We start from the raw sequence: 17,441 nt of genomic DNA, 5'->3' as shown, positions 1-17,441 counted from the left end.
AAAAATAGTAAACACTTAGATTAAACTAAGGAGGAAATGAAGATGGCAGTTAATTTAAAAGGAAGAAGTTTTTTAACATTAAAGGATTTTACACCAGAAGAGATTAGATATCTTTTAGACTTATCACATGATTTAAAGGCTAAAAAAAGAGCTGGAATATTAGGTGACACTTTAAAAGGAAAAAATGTTGTTTTATTATTTGAAAAAACATCAACTAGAACAAGATGTGCATTTGAATGTGGAGCAGCAGAAGAAGGAGCTCACGTAACATTCTTAACAAACTCTCAAATGGGTAAAAAAGAATCAATAGAAGATACTGCAAAAGTTCTTGGAAGAATGTATGATGGTATCGAATTTAGAGGATTTAAACAATCAACAGTTGAAGAACTTGCAAAATATGCAGGAGTTCCAGTATGGAATGGATTAACTGATGCAGATCACCCAACTCAAATATTAGCAGATTTTCTTACAATAGAAGAACATGCACATAAGCCTCTTAGTGAAATTAAATTAGTATTTGCTGGAGATACAAGAAATAATATGAGTTATGCATTAATGTATGGTGCAGCTAAAATGGGAATGCATTTCGTAGCACTTGGACCTAAGAGCTTAGAACCAGATCCAGAAATAGTTAAAGAAATGCAAGAATACTCAAAACAAACAGGAGCAATAATTGAATTCTCAGATAACGTTGATGAAGCGGTTAAGGGAGCAGACGTTATTTATACTGATATATGGGTATCAATGGGAGAAGATGAAAGCTTATATCCAGAAAGAGTTAAATTATTAACTCCATATAAAGTAACAAGAGAAATGATGGCTAAAACTGGAAATAAAAATACATTATTTATGCATTGCTTACCATCATTCCATGATGAAGATACAGAAGTTTGCAAAGACATGATGGATAGATTAGGTCTTGATATTAGAGAAGTTGAAGACGAAGTATTTAGAAGCAAAAATTCAGTAGTCTTTGATGAAGCTGAAAATAGAATGCATACTATAAAAGCCGTAATGGTAGCTACAGCAGGAAAATAATTTGTCATTAGTCGGCTATTTTAATTAAAATAGCCGACTAAACTTTTCTTATAAAAATTAAATAGGGGTGATATATATGTCAGAGCAAAATTCTACTGGTGAACAAAGAAATCTTGGATTCGCTTCACTTGCAGCATTAATTGTTGGTTCTATGATAGGTGGAGGAGCGTTTAACCTACCATCAGATATGGCAAGAGGAGCAGGTACAGGTGCAATTATTATAGGTTGGATTATAACTGGTATTGGTATGATAGCGCTTGCTTTTGTTTATCAAACATTAGCAAATAGAAAACCTGAACTTAGTGGTGGTGTATATAGTTATGCTAAAGCTGGTTTTGGAGAGTACATAGGATTTAACTCAGCCTGGGGATATTGGCTTAGTGCTTGGATTGGAAACGTATCCTACTCAGTTCTTTTATTTGGAGCCATAGGTTACTTTGCACCTATATTTGGTGAAGGTAATAACTTAGCATCAATAATCGGGGCTTCAATTCTTGTTTGGGCATTTACTTTCTTAATATTAAAAGGAGTAAGTGGTGCAGCCTTTGTTAACTTAATAACAACAATAGCAAAATTAGTTCCTATATGTGTATTTATAGTAGTAGCAATTTTTGCATTTAACTTAGATAACTTTACTTTTGAGTTCTGGGGTTCAACAGATCTAGGTAGTATTTTAGATCAAGCAAAGAACACTATGCTAGTAACATTATGGTGCTTCATAGGAATTGAAGGTGCAGTAGTTGTATCTGGTAGAGCTAAAAAACAAAGTGATGTTGGTAAAGCAACAGTAATTGGATTAATAGGAACTTTATGTATATATCTTTTAATTTCCTTAATGTCTTTAGGAGTTATGAATAGAGTACATTTAGCAGGTTTAGATAACCCATCAATGGCATATGTTTTAGAATTTGCAGTTGGTAAATGGGGAGCTGTACTTATTAATTTAGGACTAATAATATCATTATTTGGATCATTACTTGGATGGTCACTTTTAGCAGCTGAAATTCCATTTGTTGCTGCAAAAGATGGTGCACTTCCAAAAATATTTGCAAAAACAAATAAACATGGAGCTCCAGCAGCATCATTAATTATAACAAATATATTAGTTGAATTATTTTTAATATTAACATTAGTTGCAAGTAGTACTTATCAAGCATTATATTCTGTTGCAAGTACTGCAATTCTTGTTCCATATCTTTTAAGTGCAATGTATGGACTTAAACTTGTTATAACTGGTGAAACTTATGATACAAATCCACAAGGTAAAACAAGAGATAAAGTTTGTACAGTTATAGCAACAATTTATGCTATATGGTTATGTTATGCAGCAGGTTTAAAATATTTATTATTATGCTTCATTCTTTATGCAGTAGGTATAATTTTCTACTATGTTGCAAAGAAAGAAAACAACAAAGATGGAAAAGTATTTGTTGGTAAAGAATCATTAATTGCTGTAATTATTTTAGTTGTAGCTGTAATAGCAGTTATAATGCTAGCAACAGGAAAAGTAACAATTTAATTAAGCTAATAAGTATTATTTTAGTAATACCTTTTAAAATACACTTTTACTAAAGATAAAATTATTGATATATAAACAAAAGATAAATTTAAATAAACAAAAGATAAAGATTTTAAATTAATCAGATGAACAAAAGATAAAATTGCATTTAATAATTATTCAGTAATTATTTATAAGGAGGAACAAAAGATGAAAATAGTTTTAGCATTAGGAGGAAATGCATTACAAGCAGATCCTAAAGATAAAAGTGCAGAAGGTCAATTAAAGACTTGTAAAGAAACTGCAAAATCAGTAGTTGATTTAATTGAAGCTGGACATAGAGTATCAGTTGTTCATGGAAATGGACCTCAAGTTGGTCAAATTTTAGCAAGTGTAGAAGAAGCTTATCAAGCAAATAAAAATAATACACTTTTCCCATTTGATGTTGTAGGTGCTTTTTCACAAGGATATATAGGATATCACTTACAAAATGCAATTTCAGAAGAACTTCATAAGAGAAAAATAAACAAATCTGCTGAAACAATTGTTACTCAAGTTGTAGTAGATAAAAATGATAAGGCTTTTGAAAATCCAACAAAGCCAATAGGATCATTTTATTCAGAAGAAGAAGCTAAACAACTTGAAAAAGATAAAGGATATGTAATGAAAGAAGATGCAGGTAGAGGTTACAGAAGAGTTGTAGCATCACCAAAACCTGTTGATATTGTAGAAAAAGACGCTATAAAAGCAATGGTTGATAATGGATTTGTTGTAATTGCTTGCGGTGGTGGTGGAATACCAGTAATTAAAGAAGGAGATAACTTAGTTGGTGTTCCAGCAGTTATTGATAAAGACTTCGCAGCAGAAAAACTTGCAGAAATATTAGATGCTGATCTTTTATTAATACTTACAGCAGTTGATAGAGTATGCGTAAACTATAATAAACCAAATCAAAAAGAATTAAAAGAAATTGGTATAGACGAACTAAATAAATATATAGAAGAAGGCCAATTTGCACCAGGAAGTATGCTTCCAAAGGTTGAAGCTTGTAAGAAGTTTGTTTTATCAACTGATAACAAACAAGCTATAATAGCATCACTTTCTAGAGCAAAAGAATCTTTAGAAGGAACATCTGGAACAAAGATTGTAAAATAAAATATTTTAGGGAGAGGGCTTAAGCCTTCTCTCTAATCTAATTATTATCATTTTGAATATTGTTAAGTTTAATTTGTTGATAATTTTTTATAAAAAGAGGTCGATTATTATGGGAAATGATTTAAAGAAGAGAAGAAGAGAAGCTATTTTAAACATAATAAAAAATGAAGATATAGGAAAACAAGAACAACTTGTTTTGAAATTAAAACATTTAGGCATAAATGCGACTCAAGCAACATTATCACGTGATTTAAGAGAAATGCATATAATTAGAAAACTAATGAAAAATAAAGAGTATAAGTATGTACTGTTAACTGAAGAAAATGTAGGTAAAAGATGTAATAATATATTTAAAAATTCAGTTGAAAGTATATGTGTACAAGAATATTTTATAGCAATAAGAACTATGAAGGGTATGGCAGATGTTGTTGGTGAATTTATTGACAGATTAAATGATAAAAGAATTCTTGGAACAGTTGCAAACAATTATAGTGTAATTATTGTTTGTAATGGTGAAAAAAATGCAAAGCTTGTGTTCAAAGAGTTAAATGATTTGAGATTTTAAGTATTTTTGTACACATTTATTTAAGTACACCTAAAAATAAAGCATAATAAAATTATACTTCTTAAAGTAATAGAGTCTTATCAAAATTTTGATAAGGCTCTATTATTTTTGTTAATGGAATATTAATAGTCTATTCTTTGAGTACAATCACATTTAAGCTATATAATTAAATTAGGATATAATTGGTTTTTAATCACTTGTATAAATTTAATATTGCTTTTAAATAGTGATAAAAATTTATTTCAATAAGTATTAGTATTTTATTATATAATATAGGAAAGGAAAACTGTAAATTATGCAAAATGAAGATAAAAAGAACATAAAAAGTAAAAATAATTTAAAAGTTAAAACTGTATTAGAAAGTATTGTAGTTGGTGCTATTGCAGGTTTAATAGTTTCTTTATATAGATTAGTTTTAAAGCTTATAGCTCCTTATGAATATAAAGCATATAATTTTATGAAAGAAAATCATTTGTGGATTATTTTGGGTATAATTGTTTTAGTAATTTTTGCTTATATAGTTGGAATTATGGTTGAAAAAAACTCTATGATAAGTGGTAGTGGTATACCTCAAATAGAAGGTATGCTTAAAGATAAATTTGATATTAAAAATCCATTCGAAATTTTAATTCAAAAGTTTATTGGAGGTTCAATTGCAATAGGAGCAGGATTATCACTTGGAATTGAAGGACCGTCTATTCAACTAGGAGCAGAGGCAGCACATGTTTATAGTAATGCAACAAAAAAAGGTATTAGTGATAAAAAGCTTTTAATTGCATCAGCAGCAGGAGCTGGACTTGCAGCAGCTTTTAATGCACCTCTTGCAGGAGTATTTTTTGTTCTTGAAGAAATGTATAAGAGTTTTTCAAAAATGCTTTTTTTATGTTCAATAGGAGCATGTGTAACAGCTGATTTAGTAACTTGGATATTTTTTGGTAGTAAACCTATATTAGAAGTTAATCTTGTAAAATCTTTACCGGCTAAGTATTATATATTTGTAATTATTCTTGGTATTATAGTAGGAATTTGTGGAGTAATATATAATAAAACATTACTTAAAACAATAAAGCTATATAAAGGAATGAAAGTTAAGTTAAGATATAGAATGATAATCCCATTTATGTTTGCATTGTTCTTTGGAATTACACTTCCACAAGTTTTAGGTGGAGGAGATTTACTTATAAATAATATTTTAATAAATGGTGTTGCAATAGAATTTGCTATTGTATTACTTATAAGTAAGTTTATTCTTTCAATAGTGAGCTTTGCATCAGATACTCCAGGGGGAATATTATTTCCTTTATTAAGCTTAGGGGCATTAGTTGGAGTAGCATTTAGTGGAAGCATAGCGTCAATTATAGGAGATAATAATATTTATGTAACAAACTTTATATTACTCGGAATGGCTGGAATGTTTTCATCAATTGTAAGAGCTCCAATTACAGGACTTATATTAGTTTGTGAAATGAGTGGGCCAAAACTAGGATTAGGTGCTGTAACTTTAGTTTGTGGAATATCTTATTTAATTGCAGAAGTATTTAAGTGTAAGCCAATATATGATTCACTATTGGATAATAGATTAAAGGCAATGGGAATAGAAGAAGATTAAAATTAGGGGGAGTGTTATGAATTTTACAAAAATACATCATGTAGCAATAATATGTTCAGATTATGAAAGGTCTAAGGATTTTTATACTAATATATTGGGATTTGAAATAATAAGAGAAGTTTATAGAAGGGAAAGAGATTCTTATAAGCTTGATTTAAAGATTGGAGATAATCAAATAGAATTATTTTCTTTTAAAAATCCACCAGAAAGATTAAGTTATCCTGAAGCTTGTGGACTTAGACATTTAGCTTTTGAAGTTTTAAATATAGAAGAAACTGTACAAGAACTTAAAGAAAAAGGGATAAATGTAGAACCTATTAGAATTGATGAATTTACTGGACAAAAGTATACATTTTTTGAAGATCCAGACAAGCTTCCATTAGAATTATATGAAATAAAAAAGTAAAATTTTATAAGAATAAATTGTAAAAATTTTAAAAGTATTGTTTAATGTATATTAATAATGTATAATAAAATACAAATGCATAAAATAAAGTAAGGTTCTAAAATATATGTTTTAGATTAAAAGGGAAGTTGGGTTTAAATCCCACGCGGTCCCGCCGCTGTAATAGAGTAGTTTTTATAAAGTTTATACCACTTGGAGATAAATTTCCTGGGAAGGTTTTATAAAAATGTTGATCCTTAAGCCAGAAGACCTGCCTACTTTAACAACATATAACTCTACGCGGATATAGAGGAGGTGTTACTTATAGATTAATTTATTTTAGTAATTTATTACCTCTTAATGTAAATTTAAGAGGTTTTTTTATGTCTAAAATAGTTAATTTTATAACTAAGTAGTGGAGTTTTGTGAAAATATATTTTATTATGAGGAGTAGATATTTATGTCAAAAAGAATGCAACTTTTTATAGGAGTTTTATTAATGATGTTATGCATACCAATAAAAGCATCAGCTATGCATATCATGGAAGGATTTCTTGAACCAAAATGGTGTATAGCATGGGGAGCTTTTACAATTCCATTTGTTGTTTTTGGAATATTTTCTATAAAAAATACAATAAAAGAGAATCCACGTTTAAAATTATTACTTGCAATGGCTGGAGCTTTTGCTTTTGTGCTTTCAGCACTTAAACTTCCATCAGTTACAGGTAGTTGTTCACACCCAACAGGAGTAGGTCTTGGTGCTATACTTTTTGGACCAACAGCAATGGCGGTTTTAGGACTTATCGTATTATTATTTCAAGCTATACTTTTAGCACACGGTGGACTTACAACTCTTGGAGCTAATACATTTTCAATGGCAGTAGTTGGACCATTTGTATCATATGGAATTTATAAATTAGTTAAAAAATTAAATGGACCAAGATGGCTTGCAATATTTTTAGCAGCAGCTATTGGTGATTTAGCAACATACATAACAACATCAATACAATTAGGACTAGCTTTCCCATCAGATGTTGGTGGAATAATGGCTTCAGTAACTAAGTTTATGGGAATATTTGCAGTAACACAAATTCCTTTAGCAATAAGTGAAGGTATATTAACAGTTGTAATATTTAATGCAATTGCAGCATATGACAGAGAAGATTTAATAAGCCTTAACATATTATCAAAGGAGGGAATCTAATGAAAAATAATCCAAAAAGTAAATTAAAAACAAATATAATACTTATATTAATTGTTATAGCTTTAGCAGTAATACCATTTTTTATAGCTAAAGACGGAGAATTTGGTGGTTCAGATGATGCAGCAGAAGAAGCTATAACACAAATAGATAAAAGTTATGAGCCATGGTTTTCTCCAGTGTTTGAACCAGCAAGTGGAGAGGTTGAAAGCCTTTTATTCGCACTTCAAGCAGCAATTGGAGCTGGTGTTATAGGTTTTGGATTAGGATATTTTAAAGGTCGTAAGACAAAAGAGGGTGCAAATAATAAATGTTAAATATAGATAAATACGCATATTCATCAAAACTTAAAAATATAAATCCTGTCGGGAAATTTGTATTTTCAGTTGTTACTTTAATTATGTGTCTTTTATCTAATAACATACTTGATTCAATTATAGTAATTGGTGTTATGGGAATAGCTACAGTTTTTGTTGGCAAAACACCTTTAAAGGTATTTTTAAAATTATTGACTATTCCTCTTGCATTTTTAATTATTGGAATCTTAACTATAACAATAAATTACTCTGTTAATCCGGATAAATTTATAATATCAACTCATATCTTCGGAGGCTTTATTGGGGTATCAAAACTTGGAATTTATAAAGCAGTAGTTTTATTTTTTAAAGTATTAGCATCAGTATGTTGTTTATACTTTTTATCTCTTAGCACTCCAATGGTGGACATATTAGCAGTACTTTCAAAATTAAAAGTTCCAAAAATAATGATTGAAATGATGAGTCTTATTTATAGATTTATATTTATACTTTTAGAAACTGTAAATACAATGTTTATAGCTCAAGACTCTAGACTTGGATATAATAGTATAAGGTCATCATATAAGTCGCTTGGAGCGCTTATATCAAGTTTATTTATAAGGTCTTTTAAAAAGGCTAATGATATGTATACATCATTAGAATCAAGAGGTTATGATGGTGAGTTAAATGTTATTTTAGATGAGTATACAAATGATAAAACAATTTACATAATAACAATTTTATTAAATTTATTATTATTAACTATTAAAGTATTAATGTAAATACAGAGAAGAAGGGAAGAAACTAAATGAGTGAAAATATATTAAAAATAGAAGAACTTCACTACAAATATCCAGATGGAACCTGTGCATTAAACGGAATAAATATGGATATAAAAAGAGGTGAAGTAACTGCAATATTAGGTGGAAATGGAGCAGGAAAATCAACATTATTTCACCATTTAAACGGAATAAATAAACCTTCTTCAGGTAAAATATATTTTAACGGAAAAGAATTTGACTATTCAAGAAAGGGATTAAAAAAATTAAGGCAAGATGTAGGAATAGTTTTTCAAGACCCAGATAGTCAATTATTTTCAGCAAGTGTATATCAAGATATATCATTTGGACCTATGAACATGAAGCTAAAAGAAGAAGAAATAAGAAAAAGAGTAGATTTTGCAATCAAGGAAACAAAGATTGAGCATTTAAAGGATAAGCCAACTCATGCATTAAGTTTCGGTCAAAAAAAGCGTGTTTCTATAGCAGGAATACTTGTAATGGAGCCTAAGGTTTTAATATTAGATGAGCCAACAGCTGGATTAGATCCAATGGGGGTTAGTGATATAATGAGCCTTTTGATGGAGATGAAAAAGAAATTAAATCTAACTATAATAATATCTACACATGATATAGACATAGTACCTCTTTATTGTGATAAAGTATTTGTTATGGATAAAGGAAGAGTAATTTTAGAAGGAACTCCAGATGAAGTATTTAGAGAGAAGGAAAAGATAAGAAAAATACATCTTAGACTTCCGCGTGTTGCACATCTTATGGAAATTTTAAAAGAAAAAGATGGATTTGAATTTAGTAATATAGAAAGCACAATCGGAAAAGCTAGAAAAGCATTTAAGGCTTGGAGAGATAATTTAAAATAATAGTAAAAAACAGTATCTAAATTAATTTAGATACTGTTTTTTATAATATTAAATTTAAGTTAGTTGTTTAGGGGAGTATATATTAACTATGCAGTAGCTTTTTTGTTTGAAAAAGCTTTAAACATAGCAATTATTAATATTGAAATTATAAATAATCCAATGAATACAACGTATCCTCTTGAGAATCCACTTAAGTCAATACCTGTTTTATCTATAAATGTTGCCATAACAGGAGGTAATAAGAATCCACCAAAGGCTCCAATTCCACCTATCCATCCTGATGCACCACCCATAGCTTCTGGTACAGCATTTGGAACTATTTTAAATACAGCAGCGTTAGTTACTCCCATACCTATTCCAAGAAGTATAACACCAATTATTGCAAGTGGTAAAGTTCCTGCAAATGTCATAACTATTGAACCTAAAAGGCCAATTATTAAAGCTATAACAGCAACAATTTCTCCACCTTTTTTATCAGCTATTTTACCACCATATATTCTAACTAATGAAGTTAATATTGAATAAAAGGCAGTTAAAAGGCCAGCTATCTTAACATTTAATGAAAAATAAGTCATCCAGTAATTTGGAAGCCAGCTAGTTAAAGCTAAAAATCCACCAAATGTAGTAAAGTATATAAGAACTAAAGCCCATGTTTTCCATGATTTAGCTGATACAATTAAGCTTTCACTTACCTTAGCTTTAGGGAATAATTCTTGACCATGTTCCTTTGAAGCAATTTCTCTTGCTTCTTCTTTAGTAGCACCTTGGTCTAATAATTGGAAGTACCAAGCATTTTGACCTATCTTTATATAAATTAAAGTACCAACTATTAAGAAAATTAGCCATGCTAAATATGAACCTGATAATCCTAAAAGAGGCATAGCTACATTTGGTAATAAAAGAGCAAATATTCCAGGTGCTAAATTACCAACACCACCATAAAGCCCTAAAGCTACGCCTTGCTTATTTTGTGGGAACCAATAAGAGGCTTGGCTTATACCAACTGAGAATGTTGCAATACCACAACCTGAAAGAGTACCAAGTGCAAATAGTAACCAATAATAATTGCTTAAATTTTCTTGGAAAAATGCCATTACTATGTAAAGTCCTGTCATACCAATAATTGATAAAACAAGTAAAACTATAAATGGTTTTCTACCACCAGTTGTATCAACCCATGCTGCAAATGGAATTCTAAGCAATGAACCTGAAAGAGATGGTGCAGATACAAGTAGTGCTAGTAAAACTGGATTTAAATCAGTAAATACCTTTTTAAATATAGCAGCTGTTGGTCCATATAGAGAAACGGCAGCAAACCCTATAAAGAATCCAAGTGTAGCAGCAGCTAAACCAAGGTTTGAATTTCCTTTAACTGAATAATTTTTCATATATAAGTCCTCCGTATTTAATTAAACTCGTTAATTCTTTAACGAGTTTATCATAAGTTTAACGGTAAAACTGTGATAATTATCACGATTTTACTAAAAATTTATAAAGTTATTAGGTGATAATTTATAAATATAAATAAATTACATTTAAGGAAAATAAAATAATGATAAATAATTTATATTTGAATATAATAAATTGTTAAAAATTAGATAATTATTAAGTATAAGTAATTTAAGACTTTTAAAAATATTTGAATAAAGTATTGTTTAAATTGTCAATTATATAAATGGTACAATTTTTACGATTATATTATATATTATTGAATATAGTTCATATGTATAGAAGATTTTTATAAAAGTATGTATAATCTATATAAGTTATATAATGAAAAAAGGGGATTGTTATGAAGATAGGATTAGTTCTTTCAGGTGGAGGCGGTAAAGGTGCCTATGAACTTGGTGTATGGAAGGCCTTAAAGGAGTTAGGACTAGATAAGTATATAGATGTGTTTTCTGGTGCATCAATAGGTGCTTTTAATGCTGTTTTATTTGCTCAAGATGATGAAAATGCTGCAGATGCATTATGGGAAGAAGTTACTATGGAAAAACTTGTTCCTATAAGCAAATTTGATTTATTAAAAAGAGGTATTGAACTTACAATAGGAGGTAAGCATTTAAATTTAGCAAAAAAATATATGCTTCAAAAAATAGAAGAAGGTGGAGTGCCAAAAGATGGAGCACGTGAGATTATAGACGAATATTTAGATGTGGATAAGATGAAAAAAAGAAATAAAATATGTTATGCTGCATGTACTGAACTTCCAGATTTTACTCCTAAGTATTTTAAGTTAAATGATTATGATGATGAAACTGCAAAAAAAATGATTATAGCATCGGCCTCTCTGCCTATGATATATGATTGCACTGAGGTTTTAGGTGGAAAGTTTATTGATGGAGGAGTTACAGATAATACTCCAATACAACCTGTTTATGAAGAAAATTGTGATATTATAATAGTAGTTTTATTATCAAAAGAAGCAAAAATTGATAAATCTATTTATCCAAATGCAAGGATATTAGAATTAGCCCCAAAAAATTTAAATGAAAGTACATTAAAAGGAACATTAAATTTAGATTTAGAAGCAAAGAGAATAAGAATAAGTGAAGGATATAAGGATACTATCAATCTTTTAGAGCCCATAATTTTTATGGCTAATTTAAAGAAAGAAAATGAGGAAAGTGAGAAGTATCCAAAACTTTATAAATTATATAACTGGATAAAGAAAGTTATATAATTTATAAAAAAGGTTTGTATAATTTAAAAATACAAACCTTTTTATATTCCTTCAGCATCTGCACCTCCTAATATGGCATCTATTTCTTCATCTAAGTTAGTTGCATCTTTTAATATATCATCACGTAATTTGATTCTAATTTCAGATGATAATATAGTTGGGATGTAACTAATAGCAATTTTCCTAAAGAAATCTGAATTTAATGCAGTATCTGGATATAACTTTTCATCAAGCTTTCTTTCTTCATATCTTAAAAAGGCTGCTTTAGCAAACAATAATAAGCTTACTATAAGTAAATTTTGCCCCATATCAATAAGAGAATCCAAATCAACTACACCTTCAAATTCAGAATTATTTAATTGCTCAACAATTACAGAGCGACCTAATAAATTTGCCTTTAAGAAATATAAACTTGAATTAATGGAAAGTAATGTGGCAACTATTTCTATATCAAGTATATGCAAATCTGTTTCTAAAAAAAATGGATCATTTTGACTATTTGCAGCACTAGAAATTTTATTTGGATTATTACTTATATCATTTGAATTACTTTTTTTTCTTTTGTTTTTAGAATTACGTTTATTATTGGAATTATGTTTTTTTTTATTATTAGGTTTTGATTTAAGAGAAGAAGTTTTATTTTTTTTATTCATTAAAATTACTCCAATTAAAAGTATTTTTTAAGAAATATATGGTATAGGGAATAAGTTTTTATATAAAGAAATATTTAATATATAATTAAATTATATTGTTAAAGCTTGTATAAGTATAAGATAAAAAATTATTTAAATAAAACCTAAACCATTTATATCTTTTAAATATAGTTCGTTTAACACTATTACTCTTTCAATATTAGCAATTACACTTAATGCATATGCATTAGCAAGCCTTTTGTATGGAGATGTATTAGTATCAGAGCTTTTAAATTTATTTTCAAAATCTTTTTCATTAAACCTTCCAATGGCAACAGACCATAATACTATAAGTCCAGTTACTACAATTACTTCACCTATAAATAATAACAAATAAGGACTTGTTACATTTTCTGCTTCTTCATTTAAAATTTTAAAAATATCTGTGTTTGAAGCATATATGAAATAAGAATATCCAATAATCAATAAAGAAGCACCAAGTTTTTCTCTATCTGCAAGGTCAAGTTCTAAACCTTTAATTAATTGTTCTATTTCTTCAGGAATTTCAGTAGAAAATATATCTTCAAAATTTTTATTATTCATAAAATAATCACCTGATAAGTAATAAGATATTTTAATATATGAAAGATTAATTTTATATGTACTTAAATAAATGGTTGGATTTTTACATAAAAATTTTAAATTTAAAAATAAATTTTATTACTTTTAATTATTTTATATAAAAAGACTTAAGTTTATGTAAACTTAAGTCTTTTTAAAATTAAAGTTCTTTTAAAATTACTTGTTGCATTGACATTAAAGGTGGCCATTTTTCATCAGGTAATAGATAATAATAATTCATACCTGGAGTAATGTTTTTAACCCTTAATTCATAAGTTTTAAAATTTATAAGAAGAATAGGATTTCCACGAGAATCCGTTCCTATTACACTACATATAGTCCCTCTATCTGTATAATATTTTAAGATAGCATCTAATAAATCTTTCATATTATAATAAACTGTATCAAGCTCTAGTAAGACTTTTCTATTAAACATATTACTTCATCTCCTTGCTTTAGTTTATATTATATATTTTATTCTTTATAGTAACATTAATCAAATTATTTAGTTGAATAAATAATTTATATTCTTTTATAAGTATTGCAATAAATATCAATTTTAAAATAATTAATTTTAGTATTTAATATTTTATTATTAATTTAAATTAATAATAAAATAAATTTATTTTGAAAAATCTTATAAATGATATAAATACATTATTAAAATTAAGTTTTAAAGATTAATTTAAAAAATTATGTAAATTAGAAACCAAGGGGTCTTATGCTACTTAATACTGCTTTTGGATAAAGTTTGCTAAATTTATTATATATTTCAGATGTTGGATCAATTACTTCTATTTCATCATTATCATATTTAAAGGATACGTAATTAAAATCAAAGTCAAATCTTAAATCACCAGGATATTCTGACATAGAATTATAATTATAATCTTTCATAAAATTAACAATAAGTTGTCTATTTTCATTTAATTTGCAAAGCTCTATTATATATTTTTCTTCAATGAAAAACTTCTTTCTTATTTCTGCAATAAAGTTGCTAAATATTTTTGTTGATGCAACAATTACGTTTCCTTCCATATCAGAAACAACATAACCATTTACAATTTCTTTAGCTAAAAAGCTAGTATTTAAGGACATTAAAATAACTTCCTTTTTTTCTTCTGAAAACTCAGCATATTCTATTCTTATTTTTTCAGAGCTCCAATTAAATAACTCTGAAATATTTTTATCTTTATCAATTATAAGCTTGTCTAATGCTTTAGAATTTTCATAAGGAATATCTTCAAGAAGAGCAGATTTATATTCAGACAACTCTTTAATAAGTTCATCTATTTTTTTAACTTTAAGTTCTTTATTCAAAAAATCATCCCTCCATATGTATATACTTTATATTTTAAAAATATTATATCACTAAATTTATAAAAATTCTCTTTAAAAGAAACAACAAATTTTAAATAAAAAGTCTTTAGCTTTATAAAATTAAATTAAAAAAGCTAATAATATTTAATTTTAAACTATTAAAATATAAACTTATTAGCTTTTATTTTCATAATGAGCTACATAATAGCTTTTTAAATTATGTAATGCATTTAAAAAAGATAAAAAACCTTTAGCTATTTTTTTAGGACTATTATTTTCTATTCCTAAAGATATGTTAGATGTAGATTCTTCTAATGAATTAAACATATTATTAGCAATGGAAATTAACTCTTTTGACTTAGAAGTATCTAAGTTTTGGGTATTATTTGTAAAATCTAATGATATTTTTTCAATTTGTTTTTTGTAAGTATTTAAATAATTTATATAATCTGATTTTTTATTTCCTTTTTTCTTTATGTTAGAAATTAATAGGGTACTATCACAAAGGGCATTGTTTAATGATTCTTTAAAATAATCATTAACTTTATAATTAGAAGAATTAGCTTTTATAGTTGAATTATTTTTTCTAGAACATCTATAATAACTAGAGCAACTAATGATATTAAAAGAAAATAAAATATATATAAATAAGAATATAATTCTTATATTTTTATTTAATCTCATATACACACCTGCTTTTTAATTACAATAAAAATATTGTATTCTAAATATAATAAATTAATACTTTATAGTAATATTTTATCATAATTAGCAATTTAAAAGTATTTGTTTTGATTACATTTACATTTCGATTTTGTAAGAAATACACAATAAAATTCCTGAGTTTTATAAAAATATAGTAATTTTTAGTTATTTTACGACAAATATAGTAAAAAAATATTTAACTATAACTGAATATAAACATATTATAAATAAATATGATAAAATATAAATATTAAAATAAAATGGTTAATAATGCTATATGGGTAGGCTAACTAGGGAGGAAGAGTTAATGTATATAGTAGATATGTTTTTAGATAATAGAGCATCAAGGTATGTTACGTATATTTGGCAGTCACTTAGTGATAAAGGAATAGATTCTAGTTTAATTGATACAGAGGGATTATTTCCACATATAACTTTAGCAATTTATGAAGATGTAGATGAGAATAGATTTATAGCAAAAATGAAAGAGTTTAAAAATAAATTAAAGAGTATAGATACAAGATTTGATGCTATAGGTGCCTTTCCAACTACGGGGACATGCTTTGCAAAGCCAGTAGTAACTGAAGAAATTATTAAGATGCATAGGGAATATTATGAATTTTTTAAAGAGTTTAATGATACAGCAAGAACTTATTATTTGCCTGGAAAGTGGAATCCACACTGTAGTTTAGCAATAGGATTAAATAAAGAAAAATTAAAAGAAGTAATGAATTTTGTTATAGATATTTATGAACCTTTTGATGCCAGTTTAGAAGGTATAGCATTATACAAAGTTGAGATGGAAAACGGAAAATTTACTGATAGCATAAGATTATTTTAAAATTTATATTTGCTGTAATAAAATTTTTATTATAAATTTTTAAATAATGTTGAATAAACATTTATTTTTTAGGGCAATATAATAATGTAATCAAGGAGTGAAAACTTAGACAATTGATTACAGGACACTGCTTATTTGATAAGTGGTGTCTTTTATTTATAAAAATATTATCAAATTATGAAAATTTAATATTAATGAATAATTGTTATTGACAAAGATAATGGTTAGGAATATAGTATTAATATGATAGTTCGCATAAGAACTATTTTAAATTTAGGAGATGATATTATGAAAGATTTTATAAAAGTTAATAAAAGAACTTTATTATTAATAGCTGGTTTAGTATGGGGATTCGCAGGTTTTAGGGTATTTACTATAGGTATAGGAGATGTAGAGTCACATCATGGAAGCTTTATATATAGCATCATATTTGCAGCAATAATATTTTTTGTATTTTTTAAATTTATATTTAGTAAAATGTTTAAAAAACATACAACAAGAATAATAAATAGTGAATTAAAAAAACATTGTGCATTTTCATTTTTTGATGTTAGAAGTTATTTAATAATGGGCTTTATGATATTCTTTGGTATAACTGTAAGAAGTATTGGAATATTTAATCCAGTGTATGTTGGAACATTTTATATAGGATTAGGTTTTGCATTATTTATGGCAGGAGTTCTTTTCCTTATAAGTTCATTTAAATTTTCAAGTACTAATTTAAAATTTAAAATGTAACTTTAGGAGTTTTTAAAATGAAATGTGATTCATTCGAAATAGCTATGCTAATTAAGGAAATATACTCAAATACAGTTAATATAATAAGTGATAATTTAAAAGATAGTGGTCTTACTTATCAACAAATTATGGTTATAAAATTAATAGCACATAATGGACAAGTTAATATTTCTAAAATATGTGATGAGATGTCATTATCTAAAGGAACAGTTTCTGGAATTGTTACTAGATTAGAATCATTAGGGTATATAAATAAAATTAAAGATCCTAATGATAAAAGAAATACTTATATTGAATTTTCGAAAAAGGGTATAGAATTTGCAAAAGAATTTAAAAAAACAATTAATGATAGTTTTGAAAATGTATTTGAAAATTTTACAGACGAAGAATTAGCTAATTTAAAAGAAAATTTAATATTTACTAAAAATAAAATAAAAAGATAAAAAGGATATTTTAAAATATCCTTTTTTAATGCATTAATTTAATTATTTAAA

20 protein-coding genes and 1 riboswitch are annotated in these 17,441 nt (G+C 26.9%); of the genes, 14 read left to right on the top strand and 6 right to left on the bottom strand.

The features are described from left to right. Positions 1-42: 42 nt before the first annotated feature. The 10 genes from argF (at position 43) to Q4E08_RS06465 (ending at position 9,407) form a co-directional block, all read left to right on the top strand. Positions 43-1,038, top strand: coding sequence for an ornithine carbamoyltransferase (argF, locus tag Q4E08_RS06510; protein WP_303129498.1), 996 nt, complete (start codon positions 43-45; stop codon positions 1,036-1,038). Between the two features lie 76 nt (positions 1,039-1,114). Next, positions 1,115-2,557, top strand: a complete 1,443-nt coding sequence (arcD, locus tag Q4E08_RS06505) for an arginine-ornithine antiporter (protein ID WP_303129497.1) — start codon at positions 1,115-1,117, stop codon at positions 2,555-2,557. A gap of 189 nt (positions 2,558-2,746) precedes the next feature. Further along, the gene (gene arcC, locus Q4E08_RS06500; protein WP_303129496.1) at positions 2,747-3,691 is read left to right on the top strand and encodes a carbamate kinase; all 945 of its coding nucleotides are present in this window, start codon (positions 2,747-2,749) and stop codon (positions 3,689-3,691) included. Positions 3,692-3,800: 109 nt separating this feature from the next. Then, positions 3,801-4,256, top strand: a complete 456-nt coding sequence (locus Q4E08_RS06495; protein ID WP_303129495.1) for an arginine repressor — start codon at positions 3,801-3,803, stop codon at positions 4,254-4,256. 295 nt (positions 4,257-4,551) lie between these two features. Further along, positions 4,552-5,865 (top strand): ClC family H(+)/Cl(-) exchange transporter, encoded by a 1,314-nt coding sequence (locus tag Q4E08_RS06490; protein ID WP_303129494.1) that lies wholly within the window; start codon positions 4,552-4,554, stop codon positions 5,863-5,865. 16 nt (positions 5,866-5,881) lie between these two features. Then, positions 5,882-6,271 (top strand): VOC family protein, encoded by a 390-nt coding sequence (locus tag Q4E08_RS06485; RefSeq protein ID WP_303129493.1) that lies wholly within the window; start codon positions 5,882-5,884, stop codon positions 6,269-6,271. Between the two features lie 75 nt (positions 6,272-6,346). Next, positions 6,347-6,544, top strand: a riboswitch (cobalamin riboswitch). Positions 6,545-6,710: 166 nt separating this feature from the next. Then, positions 6,711-7,454 (top strand): energy-coupling factor ABC transporter permease, encoded by a 744-nt coding sequence (locus Q4E08_RS06480; protein WP_303129492.1) that lies wholly within the window; start codon positions 6,711-6,713, stop codon positions 7,452-7,454. Next, positions 7,454-7,768, top strand: a complete 315-nt coding sequence (locus Q4E08_RS06475) for an energy-coupling factor ABC transporter substrate-binding protein (RefSeq protein ID WP_303129491.1) — start codon at positions 7,454-7,456, stop codon at positions 7,766-7,768. The genes Q4E08_RS06480 and Q4E08_RS06475 overlap by 1 nt, the downstream gene beginning before the upstream one ends. Beyond that, positions 7,762-8,529 (top strand): cobalt ECF transporter T component CbiQ, encoded by a 768-nt coding sequence (cbiQ, locus tag Q4E08_RS06470; protein ID WP_303129490.1) that lies wholly within the window; start codon positions 7,762-7,764, stop codon positions 8,527-8,529. The genes Q4E08_RS06475 and cbiQ overlap by 7 nt, the downstream gene beginning before the upstream one ends. Positions 8,530-8,555: 26 nt before the next feature. Continuing rightward, a complete protein-coding gene (locus Q4E08_RS06465) occupies positions 8,556-9,407 on the top strand; it encodes an ATP-binding cassette domain-containing protein (protein WP_303129489.1) in 852 nt (283 codons plus the stop codon). An 86-nt stretch (positions 9,408-9,493) separates the two neighbouring features. Here the strand turns inward: Q4E08_RS06465 and Q4E08_RS06460 are convergent, their stop codons facing one another. Beyond that, positions 9,494-10,795: a nitrate/nitrite transporter gene (locus tag Q4E08_RS06460; protein ID WP_303129488.1), complete on the bottom strand. Its 1,302-nt coding sequence runs from the start codon at positions 10,793-10,795 to the stop codon at positions 9,494-9,496. 404 nt (positions 10,796-11,199) lie between these two features. On the opposite strand from Q4E08_RS06460, the gene Q4E08_RS06455 reads away from it, so the two are divergent. Further along, complete coding sequence (locus tag Q4E08_RS06455; protein ID WP_303129487.1) at positions 11,200-12,090, top strand: patatin-like phospholipase family protein; 891 nt, start codon at positions 11,200-11,202, stop codon at positions 12,088-12,090. A 41-nt stretch (positions 12,091-12,131) separates the two neighbouring features. On the opposite strand, the gene Q4E08_RS06450 is transcribed toward Q4E08_RS06455, so the two are convergent. The 5 genes from Q4E08_RS06450 to Q4E08_RS06430 form a co-directional block, all read right to left on the bottom strand. Beyond that, entirely contained in the window at positions 12,132-12,743 is a 612-nt protein-coding gene (locus Q4E08_RS06450; protein ID WP_303129486.1) for a hypothetical protein, read from the bottom strand. A 132-nt stretch (positions 12,744-12,875) separates the two neighbouring features. Next, positions 12,876-13,325, bottom strand: a complete 450-nt coding sequence (locus Q4E08_RS06445; protein WP_303129485.1) for a hypothetical protein — start codon at positions 13,323-13,325, stop codon at positions 12,876-12,878. A gap of 178 nt (positions 13,326-13,503) precedes the next feature. Further along, positions 13,504-13,779, bottom strand: a complete 276-nt coding sequence (locus Q4E08_RS06440) for a hypothetical protein (protein WP_303129484.1) — start codon at positions 13,777-13,779, stop codon at positions 13,504-13,506. Between the two features lie 266 nt (positions 13,780-14,045). Beyond that, positions 14,046-14,663: a hypothetical protein gene (locus Q4E08_RS06435; protein WP_303129483.1), complete on the bottom strand. Its 618-nt coding sequence runs from the start codon at positions 14,661-14,663 to the stop codon at positions 14,046-14,048. A gap of 174 nt (positions 14,664-14,837) precedes the next feature. Further along, positions 14,838-15,347 (bottom strand): hypothetical protein, encoded by a 510-nt coding sequence (locus tag Q4E08_RS06430; protein WP_303129482.1) that lies wholly within the window; start codon positions 15,345-15,347, stop codon positions 14,838-14,840. A 328-nt stretch (positions 15,348-15,675) separates the two neighbouring features. On the opposite strand from Q4E08_RS06430, the gene Q4E08_RS06425 reads away from it, so the two are divergent. The 3 genes from Q4E08_RS06425 to Q4E08_RS06415 all read left to right on the top strand — a co-directional run bounded on the left by Q4E08_RS06425 (position 15,676) and on the right by Q4E08_RS06415 (position 17,390). Continuing rightward, complete coding sequence (locus Q4E08_RS06425; protein WP_303129481.1) at positions 15,676-16,209, top strand: 2'-5' RNA ligase family protein; 534 nt, start codon at positions 15,676-15,678, stop codon at positions 16,207-16,209. 288 nt (positions 16,210-16,497) lie between these two features. Next, positions 16,498-16,947: a hypothetical protein gene (locus Q4E08_RS06420; protein ID WP_303129480.1), complete on the top strand. Its 450-nt coding sequence runs from the start codon at positions 16,498-16,500 to the stop codon at positions 16,945-16,947. Between the two features lie 17 nt (positions 16,948-16,964). Further along, positions 16,965-17,390 (top strand): MarR family winged helix-turn-helix transcriptional regulator, encoded by a 426-nt coding sequence (locus tag Q4E08_RS06415; protein WP_303129479.1) that lies wholly within the window; start codon positions 16,965-16,967, stop codon positions 17,388-17,390. Positions 17,391-17,441 lie beyond the last annotated feature (51 nt).

The sequence above is a fragment of the Clostridium sp. genome (assembly GCF_030532265.1).
GTDB lineage: Bacteria > Bacillota > Clostridia > Clostridiales > Clostridiaceae > Clostridium.
The sequence above is the reverse complement of the archived record's forward strand: the minus strand, read 5'-3'. Positions and strand labels throughout refer to the sequence as shown.

Excerpts from the sequence above, each read along its gene's own strand:
- argF (WP_303129498.1), top strand. The coding sequence starts at position 43 with ATGGCAGTTAATTTAAAAGGAAGAAGTTTTTTAACATTAAAGGATTTT.
- Q4E08_RS06475 (WP_303129491.1), top strand. The coding sequence starts at position 7,454 with ATGAAAAATAATCCAAAAAGTAAATTAAAAACAAATATAATACTTATA.
- Q4E08_RS06445 (WP_303129485.1), bottom strand. The coding sequence starts at position 13,325 with ATGAATAATAAAAATTTTGAAGATATATTTTCTACTGAAATTCCTGAA.
- Q4E08_RS06415 (WP_303129479.1), top strand. The coding sequence starts at position 16,965 with ATGAAATGTGATTCATTCGAAATAGCTATGCTAATTAAGGAAATATAC.
- Q4E08_RS06440 (WP_303129484.1), bottom strand. The coding sequence starts at position 13,779 with ATGTTTAATAGAAAAGTCTTACTAGAGCTTGATACAGTTTATTATAAT.
- Q4E08_RS06425 (WP_303129481.1), top strand. The coding sequence starts at position 15,676 with ATGTATATAGTAGATATGTTTTTAGATAATAGAGCATCAAGGTATGTT.
- Q4E08_RS06430 (WP_303129482.1), bottom strand. The coding sequence starts at position 15,347 with ATGAGATTAAATAAAAATATAAGAATTATATTCTTATTTATATATATT.
- Q4E08_RS06450 (WP_303129486.1), bottom strand. The coding sequence starts at position 12,743 with ATGAATAAAAAAAATAAAACTTCTTCTCTTAAATCAAAACCTAATAAT.
- Q4E08_RS06480 (WP_303129492.1), top strand. The coding sequence starts at position 6,711 with ATGTCAAAAAGAATGCAACTTTTTATAGGAGTTTTATTAATGATGTTA.
- cbiQ (WP_303129490.1), top strand. The coding sequence starts at position 7,762 with ATGTTAAATATAGATAAATACGCATATTCATCAAAACTTAAAAATATA.
- Q4E08_RS06495 (WP_303129495.1), top strand. The coding sequence starts at position 3,801 with ATGGGAAATGATTTAAAGAAGAGAAGAAGAGAAGCTATTTTAAACATA.
- Q4E08_RS06460 (WP_303129488.1), bottom strand. The coding sequence starts at position 10,795 with ATGAAAAATTATTCAGTTAAAGGAAATTCAAACCTTGGTTTAGCTGCT.
- Q4E08_RS06455 (WP_303129487.1), top strand. The coding sequence starts at position 11,200 with ATGAAGATAGGATTAGTTCTTTCAGGTGGAGGCGGTAAAGGTGCCTAT.
- Q4E08_RS06420 (WP_303129480.1), top strand. The coding sequence starts at position 16,498 with ATGAAAGATTTTATAAAAGTTAATAAAAGAACTTTATTATTAATAGCT.
- Q4E08_RS06485 (WP_303129493.1), top strand. The coding sequence starts at position 5,882 with ATGAATTTTACAAAAATACATCATGTAGCAATAATATGTTCAGATTAT.
- arcD (WP_303129497.1), top strand. The coding sequence starts at position 1,115 with ATGTCAGAGCAAAATTCTACTGGTGAACAAAGAAATCTTGGATTCGCT.
- Q4E08_RS06490 (WP_303129494.1), top strand. The coding sequence starts at position 4,552 with ATGCAAAATGAAGATAAAAAGAACATAAAAAGTAAAAATAATTTAAAA.
- arcC (WP_303129496.1), top strand. The coding sequence starts at position 2,747 with ATGAAAATAGTTTTAGCATTAGGAGGAAATGCATTACAAGCAGATCCT.
- Q4E08_RS06465 (WP_303129489.1), top strand. The coding sequence starts at position 8,556 with ATGAGTGAAAATATATTAAAAATAGAAGAACTTCACTACAAATATCCA.